This is a genomic window from Paenibacillus sp. JJ-100, from assembly GCF_948329825.1.
GTDB lineage: Bacteria > Bacillota > Bacilli > Paenibacillales > Paenibacillaceae > Paenibacillus.
This window is the reverse complement of sequence record NZ_CAOJCM010000010.1, coordinates 49007-62433: the sequence shown is the minus strand read 5'-3', so window position 1 is coordinate 62433 and position 13427 is coordinate 49007. Positions and strand designations below refer to the sequence as shown.

The window sequence follows — 13427 nt, the reverse complement described above, 5'->3', positions numbered from 1 at the left end:
AAAAAAGACTGCTCCTTGCAAAGGTCGCAGTCTCCTGTAAAAAGTGAATTTCACACCGTCCTGCGGCGCAGTTCATAAAAATACTGCACGGCAGGATGCTTCATTTTAATCGAATCTGACATGTTCAGAATCCGCTTTTTGCCAACTCGCCGGTCGATCAGTGCCAGAATATTGAGCAGGATGTCTGTGCTCTCCAGATTATCCTCAATGGAAGTCGCTAAAAACGTAGTCGCTGCCGCCGTAAAATTGGATTTGCTTAATGCCGTTTGAGCGGCTAACAGCTCTTTGGCATGAGATGTGCTTTTTCTACCTCGCACCATGATCTCTAGCCGTTCCTCAGGCACAGCCCCTTTCGTTTCCTTGCGAATCGCCTCAATCTCTGCATCACTGACTGAGATCACGATATTCGGATCATTCTTGATCTCCTGATCGGTCTGATACCACCGGATGGGGGTGGTCGTATCCCTCATATTAAGGATATTCTTCTGATCCACGGTCAGGTAACAACTCCCTGATTTGTCTGGCGAATAGCGATAGCTGGTCGCCCCGTACGCTACTTTTTCGGACAGCGCGGGACTCAGGAAACTCTCCAGCTGCTGTTTTAATTTACTCCAGGACATCAAATTCACCCCTTTCCTACTCATTTATCACAAGCCCAACATTTTTCAAAAGAAAAACATAGCCGCACAGGCTATGTCTCTCCAACCCAAACTCTCATTCCATTAATTCTCGTCTTCGCCTGTTTCATCTACATGATTCCTTCCGAACTCTTCCAGCAATTCACGTACTCTAGCGGTCGTTTTGGCGTTCATCAGGTTGTTTCTCAGCTCACTTGCGCCACGGAATCCACGAACATAGATTTTGAAAAAACGAGCCAGTGGGCTGAACGGACGTGGTTCCAGCTCCGAATATTGATCATGCAGATCCAGGTGCAGCCGCAAGAGATGAAGAAATTCCTCTGTTGTATGCTCCCTCGGCTCCTTCTCAAAAGCGAATGGATTCTGGAAAATCCCTCGTCCAATCATAATGCCATCCACACCGTACTGCTCTGCCAGCCTCAGGCCAGTCTCGCGGTCAGGGATATCCCCGTTAATAGTTAGCAGCGTATTTGGTGCGATCTCGTCCCGCAGTTTTTTGATCTCGGGAATCAGCTCCCAGTGGGCATCCACCTTGCTCATTTCTTCTCTTGTGCGCAGGTGAATGGACAGGTTCACAATGTCTTGCTGCAAAATATGAGTTAACCAGTCGCGCCATTCATCGACCTCGGTGAAACCGAGCCTTGTTTTGACGCTCACCGGCAGGCCTCCGGCCTTCGCCGCTTGAATAATCTCCGCCGCAAGGGCTGGTCGGCAGATCAGACCGCTGCCTTTGCCGTTTTCCGCCACATTCGCTACTGGACAGCCCATATTAATATCGATGCCTTTGAACCCTTCCTTCGCCATCCCGATGCTCATCTCGCGGAAAAACTCCGGCTTGTCCCCCCAAATATGCGCCACAATCGGCTGTTCATCTTCCGTAAAGGTCAACCGTCCACGCACACTTTTGTTGCCCTCCGGGTGACAGTAACTTTCCGTATTCGCAAACTCGGTAAAAAACACATCCGGTCTGCCCGCCTCACTGACGACATGCCGAAATACAACATCGGTCACATCTTCCATCGGCGCCAGTATAAAAAATGGTCGTGGCAATTCACGCCAGAAATTGTCTTGTGTCATTTCTAAAACTCCTCTATATATCAGGGCCTTGATCGCCCGTAAAATAATAAGTGAATCGTTCCTCTATGGTTCGGCTTCGTGATGGGGCTTTTGGCCCTTTTCCGATTCTATCACGTCTGTATTTGATTTTCAGCCATCTTCGATAATATATACCTTGTCCTTATTTTACCGCTATAATCTGTTTAGACGATGTCTCTCCTGTTCCCCACTTGCTACGCTTCGCAAGCTCCTCTACAATGAAGCTCGGGTGAGTTGTTATTGCACATTTACAAAATGGAGGTCTACATCACATATGGAAATTTCACTAGATATGATCAAGGACAAGGTTGAATGTCTTCAAGCTTATAACTTACAGGAGCTCGAACGAGCGATCGATGAACGAATCGGCGTGAACAAAGCCCTTCTTTTACGCGTGAAGCAAGTTCAACATCAGGTCACGTTTGACCCTGTTCGTAACAAAATGCTGTATAGTGCTGTGGTGCATTTTGCCGTAGATTGATGGGTAGATGTGAATTAATAAGTTAGGAGACCATACCATGCCGAATTTAATCTTTGCGAAGAACTATAAAAACAATGACATACTTCGGAAAAGTTTTTTCGATCTCGCTGCGAGTACGTTTGATATCCATTTTGAACATTGGTATCAACAAGGATGCTGGGGCGAGGGATATATCCCTTTTTCATTGGTTGATGGAGATCGGGTTGTTGCGAATGCTTCCGTCAATATCCTTGAGCTCATCATCCACGGGGAGAAGAAAAAAGCCTTACAAATTGGCACGGTGATGACACATCCCGACTATCGCGGGAAGGGACTATCTACACGTTTGATGAACCTGATTCTAGAGGAATACGAGAACAAATGCGACCTCATGTACCTTTTTGCCAATGAATCCGTTCTTGATTTCTACCCGAAATTCGGGTTCAAAGCGGTGGAAGAGCATCTATTTTCAATGGACTTTACTGCAAAGCCGTTGACGTCTGCTGCGGGACTTCGAAAACTAGATATCACCAACGCAGAGGATCTAAATCTTATCAAAAAGTTTGCTTCGCAAAGATTGCCTGTTTCTCAACGTTTTGCGACCAATCATACTTCAGGCATATTCATGTTTTATTGCCTGAATGTTTTTAGTAATGACATCTATTACTTGGAAAAGGAAGACGTCATTGTCATCTATCAGAAAGGAGACAATCATATGGATCTCTTCGATGTTGTCAGCTTGAACGAAATCCATATGGGAGATATCCTTAGAGCGGTTGCAGATGCAACTACGGAGAAAATAAATTTTCATTTCACACCCGATGATGATAAAGATCTGGATTTAAAAAGGGCGATCAACAATGATGGGCTATTTGTAAAGACCCTTGATGATCACCTTTACCCTACGCATGTTAAACACCCGATTACGTCGATTGCATAGGCATAGTAGGTTATTTAACCATGATTAACTTAATAATGTCTCGTTCATATTTAAAAAAAGATCAAAGATCAAAAAGGAGCAGGCTCACCCTGTTCCTTCGCTATGTGAACCGTTGTTATGTTATTGAACGTAACACTTTTTCATTCATTAAGCTGATCGGCAAAGGGTCTACTCCCTACTTTTTACTTTTAAGTACCCAGTCTCCTTCATACAACCATAGCTCCTCATCTTCATTCGTTAATTTAACTTCCTGCCAGTCTTTTGGATCATCGCTTTCTAACGTTTCAACGATTTTGTATTCTGAAAATGTAGTTTTTGTCTCTGGTAATTTGGTGAAGATATAATCATTTGGATTATGTAATTGCAGTATTTCTATCTTCTTAAGCCACAGAATTGCAGTGTCCAGTTCTCGTTTTCCTTCTAAAATTCGACTATGAGCCTCGCCTTGGGCAACTTTGAGCTCCTGAATCAATAGTTCACGTTTTATTTCTAGCATGCGAATAACACTGTTCATGACGATCCTCCCTATTATTCATTATAAAACCGCAACGACGCCTCTCATCGTTAGACATGTTGGTAAATCTGCTGTTATTAAGGATCTTATTTACTCCACTTTTTCTGTCACAACTTTATTAAAATCTGAACAATGTCTTGATAGAAAAACAGGGAAGAGGCTTGATGAGTCCGGGTTATCCCCGTTCTCCATTATTCCATTTCCCTATTTATCACGTCTTTATTCGTAAAAAACGTTTATTTACCTAAATCATCATAAAAATCTTGCAGCACTTTCCGAACCTCATCTGTAGACTTTGTTTGCATGAGTTCATCCTTCAATTCTTCTGCCTTATCAAATCCGTTAATATAGATCTTAAAAAATCGAAGCAGATGAACAAACGGTCTCGGTTCGAATTCTTTTGAGTATTTATCATATAAATCGATATGGGCATTTAACAACTCAATTTTTTCGTCTCTGCTATGATCTCTAGGTTCTTCCTCAAAAGCAAATGGATTATGAAAGATACCTCTTCCGATCATAATTCCATCTATTCCATATTGTTCAGCAAGCATTAAGCCTGTTTTCCGGTCAGCAATATCTCCATTAATCGTTAATAAGGTATGTGGTGCAATTTGATCTCGAAGTTGTTTAATTTCAGGAATTAACTCCCAATGCGCTGCTACCTTACTCATTTCTTTCTTGGTCCGCAGATGAATAGACAAATTAGCAATATCTTGCTGTAAAATATGTGATAACCACTCACGCCATTCGTCCACATGTGTATAGCCAAGTCTAGTTTTTACACTTACAGGTAATCCGCCCGCTTTAGCCGCTTGTATAATATCTGCAGCAAGCTTAGGTTGCAGGATCAGTCCACTACCTTTAGCTTTAGCTGCGACATTATGAGCCGGACAACCCATATTAATATCTATTCCCTTAAAGCCAAGCTTAGCCAAGCCTATACTCATTTCCTTATAATATTCAGGGTTGTTTCCCCAAATATGTGCAACCATAGGCTGTTCATCTTCCGTAAAGAATAATCTGCCACGTTCACTATATATACCATCTGGATTACAGTAACTATCCGTATTCGTAAACTCAGTAAAAAACACATCAGGTCTACCTGCTTTAGCCACAACGTGACGAAACACAACATTGGTTACGTCTTCCATAGGTGCCAGTACAAAAAAAGGCTTAGGTAGATCCTTCCAAAAATTTTCGATCAATTTCATTCCATTCCTCTCGTTTCCATACGTTAACTTAAAATAATATTATAACATAAGAAGTTCCTTCTCTTAGGAATGTGTAACTATTTCATACTGTATTGTTAAGCAGATATATTAACAAGGAAACAGGGAACGAATCTCGCCCCCTGTCTCCTTGTTACCTATAAAAGTTTTGAGTGTAGTAGTAATCGTAGACCCCCACCCCTAGGAAGGAAAAATCATGAAGCATTGTCTCCCTATGTCCTGTGGAGGAGTTGATCCATCCTGTCATTGCATCTGTATCATTTAAGTACCCTGCTGCGATGTTCTCCCCTGCTGTGGTGTACTTGACTCCCGCTGCAGTCATGCGGTCAAATGCGGTTCTTCCGTCCAGACTGTCATGACTGACGTAGACGTTTTCAGACATATCTACGCTATGGGCTTGTGCTGAACGGTAGGCATTGTCACTCCATCTTAAGACTGTTTTCCCATGCTTCACTCGGAATGCATTTGTTATGTCTAAGATACTCTTAGCTTGCGACAATAGGTACTCCTCTGAATTAGCTATCTTCCTCTGCTCTTTAGTTAATTCCCATCCAATACTTTCGATTCCTTTGAGGATATACACCGATTCGATAGGTTGCCCCTGATCATTCTTATCAAGACTAATCTTAATGTAATCTCCGTCAGAAAACTCTTCGTATGATGTAAGACTTATCTCTCTTCCAACAGAAAGTTCAGCTTCACTCTTAGACATCCCTATCTCTAAGTTGTATTCCGTTGTCATGACACCCTTAGAATTCGTGTAGGCTCCAACTACCTTGTTATCCCTTACTGCGAATTTAACGTACTTAGAATAATCGCTGTTGTAAACGTACCATTCGTGCCCTAGGAAATCGGGGTCTACCCTATTAGGTTTCCCTAAGAGGGATTTCAAAGTGCCCTCCGAATCACCCAACTTTACCCCTCTGAAGGCGACATTGCCTAGGACACCTTTAATAAGGTTGTCAGTTGGTAAGTCTTCTGGCTCTTGTTCCCCTTGCAGTTCTTTTAATTTAATATAGTGGTCGATTGCCTTTTGTGGGATAACATAAGAATCTAGCTCAAAGCCCCTTACAGGGTCATATTTTCCGTAGATCGGCTTGTAATCTGTTCCTATCAAATACTCAATCTCTATAGGTGCATTAAGAGAGTACACATAAATAGTGCTGTGATTGGTTATCGAAAGCAAATCAGAAGAATAATGCGTATCTACGTAGTCCTGTACCCTTTTGACAAAAGTTAAAGCTTCTGCTCTAGTTAATGTCTTGTCTGGTTGGAATCCCTCATATGTCTGAGAGGTTACGCCTTTTGCGACCCCCTCCAGTATGAGAGCTTCAACAGCCTCTTGTTCAGATTTCTTCTCAAAAAGTACTGAGCTTATTAAGCGTGCCGTATCTCCCCTAGTAAACTTAAAATTGCTAGGATCTCCATCCCTGTAATCCCAACCTAGAGTATCAGCGACCTGATAATATAGTTTGTACCATATATCTTCCAGACCCACAATAACGATCTGTTCGGGATAAGCCCTTACTAGCATAGTAATGAACTCCGCTTGATTGACAGGTTTATCTGGCTTAAATGTACCATCCAAATAACCAGTAACTATCCCTTTATTGTACCCATCCTGAATTGAGCCATATGCCCAATGGTCTCGGCTTACATCCTTAAAGCCAGCCCCTGCACTTTCAACACTTGCAAAAGAAGTGGGAATAACCATCAATAACATTACAAGAGTGACCATTAACGCATTTAAGAATGTCTTAAATCTGAATTTCAACAAAGAACTTACCTCCTAGATGTTTGTGTTTTTCTCTTTTACTCATTTAATTTATCTTTATAGAACTTCCAGTTCTTTTAAGATATTGTGAGTGTAGTTGAGGTTACGCTTCTCTGCTAACTGAATAGAAGCAGGTTATCCCTTATCGGGTGCCTGCTTCTTCTTTTAAGACGATCTGCGAGACGCATTCAACGTGTGTTGACTTCCTGTCCTTTTACTTTCTTTAGAGAATCTGTCCCTTCTCTCTTCTTACCAACATCGCCACCGACTCCACATGCACCGTATGTGGGAACATATCCACTGGCGTTACCTCGACCGTGCGATACCCGCCATCCTCCAGCACACGCAGGTCACGCGCCAGCGTACTCGGATTACAACTTACGTACACCACACGCTCCGGCTTCATCTCCAGAATGGTATCGAGCAAGCGTGGATCACAGCCCTTACGTGGTGGATCGACCACGATGACATCGGCTTCGATGCCTTGTTCTTTCCAACGTGGAATAACGTCCTCGGAGGCGCCAACTTCGAACTTGACGTTACGCATCTCGTTCAGCATCGCATTGCTGCGTGCATCCTCAATCGCTTCAGGTACAATCTCGACCCCGTACACTTGATCCGCATGCTGTGCGAGGAAAAGAGAGATCGTGCCGATGCCGCAATAGGCATCGATCACCGTTTCTCTACCGCTGAGTCCAGCGTACTCTACCGTTTTGCCATACAAGACTTCGGTCTGCACCGGATTGACCTGATAGAACGAACGTGGAGAGATTGCAAATTGTACATCCCCAATAAAGTCATAGATCACATCACGGCCCCACAGGACACGGGTCTCATCACCAAAAATAACGTTCGTCTGCTTTTTGTTTACGTTCTGGCAGATGCTTGCCACTTGCGGGATCGCTTCGCGAATACTGCCAATCCACTCGTCTTTGTGTGGAATATCCCGACCATTCGTCACCAGGACGAGCATCATCTCGCCTGTACGGAACGCCTTCTTCACCACGACATGACGCAACAGGCCACGTCCTGTTTCTTCGTTATATGCGCTGATTCCGAAGTGACTGCCGATCTCCTTCACCTTCGCCACAACTTCGTCATTGTGCTCGTGCTGAATAAGACAAGTCTCCATATCGATGATTCGGTGAGTTCCTTTGGCATAAAAACCACCCACCAAACCGCCTTCGGTCACACCAATCGGTACCTGTGCCTTGTTCCGGTAGCGCCATGGCTCATCCATACCCATCGTGGGCAGTACACGAATTGCGTGCTCTGGTTCTACTTGTTCCTCTAATTGAGATTGTTCCGATTGAGCTAACTGAGCATCTTCCTCCACCAACACATTCAACTTCCCGATCCGCTGGAGGTTATCGATCACAAGCTGACGTTTCCATGCAAGTTGCCCAGCATAACTCATATGCTGAATCTGACAGCCGCCACACTGATCGTAGATTGGACATGGCGCCGATACCCGATCCGGACTGGCTTTGACAATCTCAAGTAGCTTTGCGTAGCCGTATTGCTTCTTGGTTTTCATCACGCGTACACGTACGGTTTCACCTGGAAGAGCACCTTGCACAAATAAGGTGTAACCGTCCGCACGCCCCACACCCTCACCATCATGATTCATGCCAATGATATCGATGATGGTTTCGTCATTTTTGCTCACCGGCAGTCCTTCAATAGATGCGGATTCACGATTTCTACCTTTGGAACGCACACCAGACTGAGATGCACCGTTTGGTCGCACCTCTTTATCAGACTGACGTATAGATGGACGACTTGATTGTGTTGATTGACCTGGCTGACGAGAGGACGAGGCCTTCCCTTTTCCTTGTGGGGCAGCCGAATTCCGGCGGTTTTTTCCACGACCGCTGCGGTTCGTATTAGACAACGTACATTCACTTCTTTCTTATATATTATACTGCCTGCTAAGACAGTGAGTTTAGCCTTCTGACAAGCATCCTATCATAACCTTATAACGAATAAGTCCAGTTATATTACTTCAATTCTTAGCCATTCCAAGCAAACTAATTCACGCCAAAAATAACGTTCCGAAATTCTAACGAATCTCAGAGACGTTATTCGATGGAAGATCTACCGATGGAACAATTGCAGATGGTGCCTTAAATTCGTAAACGTTGCTGGCAGTGTGCCGCCCAGCTCGCCGTCCAGATTCAATTGTACATAGCCCGGCGATGTGACTTCCACATGATTCGTCTGGAAATGCACGACCTTCTTGTCGTTCAGATGCTCGCCGCGCAGCGCCAGTGTAACGAGACGAATCATATCGGCCAGGTTGCATTTGCGTACACCGATGACATCGAACAGCCCGTCATCGATCGTTGCTCCAGGCGCCAGCTTCTCGAAGCCGCCAACGGAGTTCGTATTTGCAATGAGGAACAGCATGAATTCATCATGAATTTCTTCCTGACCGTTCGCACGAATGATTAATTCCTGCGGGGACAAGCTTGCCATTTTCTCAATACCCTTCATATAATAGGCCAGTTGCCCGATCATCGTTTTCAGACGACTCGGCACTTCATAGGTTAGCTCGGTTAACGATCCGCCGCCGGCGATGTTGATAAAATACCTATCATTGGCCTTCCCCAGATCAAGTGGGCGCGTCTGCTGCTGAATGACCAGATCTACGTAATCTTCCCATTGTCTTGGAATACCTAACGCACGAGCGAAGTCATTCGTTGTTCCTAGCGGAAATACACCCAGCGGAGGACGATTGTCTCGTTCAGCCATACCATTAATGACCTCATACAATGTACCATCCCCACCAGCAGCAATAATCATGTCATAGCCGCGTTCAATCGCCAGTTCCGCTTCCCGGGTTGCATCGCCTTCTCCCGTTGTTGCGTGACACGAAGTCTCAATGCCACCCTGATCCAAACGCTGCAAAATATCTGCTAAACGTTTTTTCATTTCTTCCCGGCCTGAAGTCGGATTGTATATTAATCGAGCTCTTTTCATCTGACACGCCACCTATTCCACATTATCCATGAGTCCAAAAGACCTCACCCTCTTACGCTGTATCTTCCATTAAGGGGCATCATATAACTTAACACAATTCTGGATCTCCGTTAATTCTGCCCGAATCATTCGTTCGATCTATATCTATGCCAGAGGAATTTCGTCTCATTCCAACGGCCATTGCTTCTATCATATCATCAAATGTACAGATGTCCTAGCCTATTCCAGCAGTGATTTCCACGTAATTATTAACCCGAAAAGTCCCTTGCCCTTACTCTAATAAACAGGCTTTGACCATTTTGAGACTGATCTTTCATTCTTCTATTTGCCAAAAGAACCCACTAATCTCCCATTCTGCCCGCTTGAACAGGAATTAATCTTCTTGCGTTCGGCTGTCCTTATTTATAAATATGACATAAATATACAGCAAATTTACAAATCTCAACATAAAAAGTTAAGTACATTCAATACTTTTCCGATATCATTCAAGCAACAGGATGTTCTATGTACTCATCGATACTTCTTCACACAACTACATTTGCAAAGGAGAATTGAACGATGTTAAAAGCCAGGAAACTTGTACTTATGCTTATGGTTGCCTTGTTAGCTTCCTTCCCTATGGTTACAGTTGTAGAAGCAGCCGTCATTAATCATGACCAGGTCGTCGGCTTCCAAGAAGTCACACCCGTGACAGTCACGCAGATTACTGCGAAACGTTTTCAGCCTTTCCTGAAAGTCTATCATGGTTGCGTACCCTTTCCAGCCGTGGATGCACAGGGCAACACCAGTGCTGGCCTAGCAACATCGGGATCACACAATGGGGGATGCAGCTCCAACCTGGGTCAAGTCTATTCCCGTTCCGCTTGGCATAATGGCGTATGGGCGATTATGTATGCATGGTACTTTCCTAAAGACAATCCTTCTCCGGGACTCGGACATCGCCATGACTGGGAGGGCATCGTGGTATGGGTAGACAACCCGGCCGTGGCTAATCCAAAAGTGCTGTCCATTGCCTATTCTGGTCATGGGAAGTTCACCAACGTTACGCCAAGTTCGAGCAATATGCAAGGTGATCATCCCAAAATCTCATATAATAGCACCTGGCCGCTCAACCATGAGTTAGGTGTAACCAACGTTGTTGGAGGAACTCAGCCTCTTATCGGTTGGGAAGACCTCACTCCAGCAGCCCGCAATGCTCTGAATACAACAGACTTTGGCAGTGCCAATGTCCCTTTTAACGATAACAACTTTGCGAACAATCTGAACAAAGCATGGTTTAGATAATAAGTCGGATTAGATAATTAGATAAGAATTTCATATTCTGGTCAGACACCTGCTACCACTGCTTCTGAATACTTAATTCTAAAATAGAAGCGATTACACAAAAAACCACGTCAATTGACGTGGTTTTACGTTATTTAGAATACGTTTAGTTAGAATCATAGAACAACTCCATGAATCCTTCCATCTACGCCTTGTTACACTGCTCCAGCAAAAAGTAAATCTGCCGCTCCAGCCACTGACCTAGCAGAGGATGAGGCAACAATGTTTCCCCGCTGTATGCGTATTGCAGATCCTTAAGACGACCTGGAATGGCACGCTGCGTAAAATAACCGGCACTCAAAAACAGCGGCGCCACAATTACGCGGCATTCTCGCTCCTGGCTCCAGTATTTCACCTTGTCAGATACACTATCCGGATTCAGCAACGCATAGTCGGTGTGAGCAACTCCACTGATTTGTCTCACTCGTTCTGCGAGAGAGGATATGCCTGCTTCCCAGCGCTGGCGGAATCCATCATGGATACTGCCGTGTCCGATAAGCAAAATAGTTTCCTGCTCAGGTTGCTTCGATAGTGAACGTACCTTGTCCCATACCATAACAGCAATATCAGGATCATTGTCCACTGGATAACCAAAATGAACCCGAGCCTTCACCTCGAATGGTTCGAGATCGGTTTCACGTTCAGGCGCATCCTTGGCCCCAATAGCATATTCTATCTCATCCACATGGGTACTACCTGAGGAAACAAACAGGGGCACGACCAACAGATCGGTTACGCCTTGAGCCTCCAGTCGGTTAATACCGTCCTGGATCAGACGCCCCTCCACCAATTCCAGAAATCCGGCTTCAACAGGTAACGGGTCAGGCAGATTCAACCGGGAAATCGCGTCATCGACGGATTCTACCCAGGTCTTCTCCTGAGAACCGTGACTTATGATGAGTACACCCGGCTTCTTCATGAATTAGCGCCCCAGGCGTTCCAGCGTCATTTTATAACCGTCATTACCGTAATTCAGACAACGCTTAACACGTGATATCGTAGCTGTGCTCGCACCTGTCTCTGCTTCGATCTGGTTGTAAGTGTTTCCTTTGCCAAGCATACGTGCTACTTCCAGCCGCTGGGACATGGATTGAATCTCATTCACGGTGCAGAGGTCATCAAAAAAGACGTAACACTCCTCAATATCCTTCAGTGTCAGGATGGCCTCAAATAATTGTTCTATGCTTTTATCATTTAGCTTTTTCAGCTGCATTTTATTATCATCCCCTAGCGGTTACTGTGTACCTACATTGTACCTATCCTGAGTTGGTATTTCAAGCGTTAACGATTTCACGCACTACAGAACAAAAACACATGTTACCGCTTACATATAGCACTATTGTCCTTCCCCGGTGGACATCCAGAAGGAATATGGCTTGATCCTATCCTTTAGTGGTAAAAAAAACCTTTTATTTATTCAGAATTTCATCCTCTTTAATTGTTACAATTTTATGTCCAAACTTCATTTTTCTTCCTAAAACCTCTTCCGTATACTCTGGCGTGACCCGCGCCCAAATCCGCAAATATCCCGTTTCCCATGACACTCGCCTACGCCGCCTCTCCGCGAATGACATACAGTATAGGAAAAGGAGTTCCACCCTGCTTGTTATTGCCGTATCTTACCCAATTGATTTTCAAATGGAATGGAAGTCGGGAATCTGTGGTGGAACGCAATTCCGAAAATCTAATATAAAAGGAACGTGATCGTTCATGCCACAGCATTATTACCATCGTCAGCCAGGGACACGGCAACGTCCGGTTTCTCATGGTCATCGGCAGGCACGCACCTCGGCCTATGCACCGTACGGAAGTGTCCCGCGCTCTTTAAATGAGACCCAGATCCAGCCGATATACCCAGGTGTTGATTCGCAATATCCGGGCTTAGCTGAAGTTGAAGCATCTGGTCTAGTGCCTTATGGGCAAGGTGTATCCGGCGGAGACATCTATGGAAGTGGTGTTCCCGTTTCTTCTGTTGTTCCAGCCCCAGCCTCTGCTTCCTCAGGCAGCTCAGGCTTCTCTCTTGCCAATCTGAGTGAACTTAAAGGCATGATTGACCGCTTTGGCGGCATTGACGGCATCATGAACGGTGTTGCCAAAATGCAAAAAGTCGTTGGTGGTATTCAACAGATGGCTCCGATGATGAAGCTCGTGATGGGCATTCTGCCTTTTGGAAAAAACAAAAAGACCAGCACTGAGGCTGACGCGGACTATGAAGAATATTCGCAACCTAGACCACGCAAACGCCGAAAAAAAACAACGGGCACGCAGCGCAAACGCACCTCGACTCCATCCCGCCGAAAAGCGGCATCCGCTAAACCACGTCCCAAAAGACGCAAAAGCTAATTTGATTCAGGCACTCCCTTGGCAAAGGTGGGTGCCTTAACCCTTTTTCGAGTACCAATTACATCCCCCATCTCCACTATGAGCGGCATTCTACGTTCATATTATATTAAGTAATTTTTTGAGAAC

General features: G+C 44.8%; 13 protein-coding genes. 4 read left to right on the top strand and 9 right to left on the bottom strand.

What is annotated here, in order from left to right:
- Positions 1-50: 50 nt before the first annotated feature.
- Both PQG66_RS23215 and PQG66_RS23210 read right to left on the bottom strand, forming a co-directional pair.
- Entirely contained in the window at positions 51-620 is a 570-nt protein-coding gene (locus PQG66_RS23215) for an SF0329 family protein (RefSeq protein WP_272040206.1), read from the bottom strand.
- A 102-nt stretch (positions 621-722) separates the two neighbouring features.
- Complete coding sequence (locus PQG66_RS23210; RefSeq protein WP_272040204.1) at positions 723-1715, bottom strand: tRNA dihydrouridine synthase; 993 nt, start codon at positions 1713-1715, stop codon at positions 723-725.
- Positions 1716-2007: 292 nt separating this feature from the next.
- On the opposite strand from PQG66_RS23210, the gene PQG66_RS23205 reads away from it, so the two are divergent.
- Positions 2008-2214, top strand: coding sequence for a DUF2536 family protein (locus PQG66_RS23205; RefSeq protein ID WP_272040203.1), 207 nt, complete (start codon positions 2008-2010; stop codon positions 2212-2214).
- Positions 2215-2251: 37 nt separating this feature from the next.
- Complete coding sequence (locus tag PQG66_RS23200) at positions 2252-3133, top strand: GNAT family N-acetyltransferase (protein ID WP_272040202.1); 882 nt, start codon at positions 2252-2254, stop codon at positions 3131-3133.
- 175 nt (positions 3134-3308) lie between these two features.
- Here the strand turns inward: PQG66_RS23200 and PQG66_RS23195 are convergent, their stop codons facing one another.
- The 5 genes from PQG66_RS23195 to PQG66_RS23175 form a co-directional block, all read right to left on the bottom strand.
- Positions 3309-3647, bottom strand: coding sequence for a hypothetical protein (locus PQG66_RS23195; protein WP_272040201.1), 339 nt, complete (start codon positions 3645-3647; stop codon positions 3309-3311).
- Positions 3648-3883: 236 nt separating this feature from the next.
- Positions 3884-4861, bottom strand: a complete 978-nt coding sequence (locus PQG66_RS23190; protein ID WP_272040200.1) for a tRNA dihydrouridine synthase — start codon at positions 4859-4861, stop codon at positions 3884-3886.
- A 151-nt stretch (positions 4862-5012) separates the two neighbouring features.
- Positions 5013-6656 carry an S-layer homology domain-containing protein gene (locus PQG66_RS23185; protein WP_272040199.1) on the bottom strand — a complete coding sequence of 548 codons (1644 nt, stop codon included), beginning with the start codon at positions 6654-6656 and terminating at the stop codon, positions 5013-5015.
- A 220-nt stretch (positions 6657-6876) separates the two neighbouring features.
- The gene (gene rlmD, locus PQG66_RS23180; RefSeq protein ID WP_272040198.1) at positions 6877-8547 is read right to left on the bottom strand and encodes a 23S rRNA (uracil(1939)-C(5))-methyltransferase RlmD; all 1671 of its coding nucleotides are present in this window, start codon (positions 8545-8547) and stop codon (positions 6877-6879) included.
- A gap of 203 nt (positions 8548-8750) precedes the next feature.
- Positions 8751-9635, bottom strand: a complete 885-nt coding sequence (locus PQG66_RS23175; protein WP_272040197.1) for a diacylglycerol kinase — start codon at positions 9633-9635, stop codon at positions 8751-8753.
- A 585-nt stretch (positions 9636-10220) separates the two neighbouring features.
- Here PQG66_RS23175 and PQG66_RS23170 point away from each other — a divergent pair.
- A complete protein-coding gene (locus PQG66_RS23170) occupies positions 10221-10919 on the top strand; it encodes an NPP1 family protein (protein WP_272040250.1) in 699 nt (232 codons plus the stop codon).
- A 184-nt stretch (positions 10920-11103) separates the two neighbouring features.
- Here the strand turns inward: PQG66_RS23170 and PQG66_RS23165 are convergent, their stop codons facing one another.
- Positions 11104-11877, bottom strand: a complete 774-nt coding sequence (locus PQG66_RS23165; protein ID WP_272040196.1) for a sirohydrochlorin chelatase — start codon at positions 11875-11877, stop codon at positions 11104-11106.
- Between the two features lie 3 nt (positions 11878-11880).
- The gene (locus PQG66_RS23160; RefSeq protein ID WP_017690665.1) at positions 11881-12171 is read right to left on the bottom strand and encodes a YerC/YecD family TrpR-related protein; all 291 of its coding nucleotides are present in this window, start codon (positions 12169-12171) and stop codon (positions 11881-11883) included.
- Between the two features lie 497 nt (positions 12172-12668).
- Between PQG66_RS23160 and PQG66_RS23155 the strand changes: the two genes are divergently transcribed.
- Positions 12669-13301, top strand: a complete 633-nt coding sequence (locus tag PQG66_RS23155; protein ID WP_272040195.1) for a tyrosine protein kinase — start codon at positions 12669-12671, stop codon at positions 13299-13301.
- The last annotated feature ends 126 nt before the right edge of the window (positions 13302-13427 follow it).

What these genes read in the sequence shown, in the direction of transcription:
- PQG66_RS23215 (WP_272040206.1), bottom strand. Translation starts at nt 620, where the DNA reads ATGTCCTGGAGTAAATTAAAACAGCAGCTGGAGAGTTTCCTGAGTCCC.
- PQG66_RS23190 (WP_272040200.1), bottom strand. Translation starts at nt 4,861, where the DNA reads ATGAAATTGATCGAAAATTTTTGGAAGGATCTACCTAAGCCTTTTTTT.
- PQG66_RS23155 (WP_272040195.1), top strand. Translation starts at nt 12,669, where the DNA reads ATGCCACAGCATTATTACCATCGTCAGCCAGGGACACGGCAACGTCCG.
- PQG66_RS23160 (WP_017690665.1), bottom strand. Translation starts at nt 12,171, where the DNA reads ATGCAGCTGAAAAAGCTAAATGATAAAAGCATAGAACAATTATTTGAG.
- PQG66_RS23210 (WP_272040204.1), bottom strand. Translation starts at nt 1,715, where the DNA reads ATGACACAAGACAATTTCTGGCGTGAATTGCCACGACCATTTTTTATA.
- PQG66_RS23170 (WP_272040250.1), top strand. Translation starts at nt 10,221, where the DNA reads ATGCTTATGGTTGCCTTGTTAGCTTCCTTCCCTATGGTTACAGTTGTA.
- PQG66_RS23195 (WP_272040201.1), bottom strand. Translation starts at nt 3,647, where the DNA reads ATGAACAGTGTTATTCGCATGCTAGAAATAAAACGTGAACTATTGATT.
- PQG66_RS23205 (WP_272040203.1), top strand. Translation starts at nt 2,008, where the DNA reads ATGGAAATTTCACTAGATATGATCAAGGACAAGGTTGAATGTCTTCAA.
- PQG66_RS23200 (WP_272040202.1), top strand. Translation starts at nt 2,252, where the DNA reads ATGCCGAATTTAATCTTTGCGAAGAACTATAAAAACAATGACATACTT.
- PQG66_RS23165 (WP_272040196.1), bottom strand. Translation starts at nt 11,877, where the DNA reads ATGAAGAAGCCGGGTGTACTCATCATAAGTCACGGTTCTCAGGAGAAG.
- PQG66_RS23175 (WP_272040197.1), bottom strand. Translation starts at nt 9,635, where the DNA reads ATGAAAAGAGCTCGATTAATATACAATCCGACTTCAGGCCGGGAAGAA.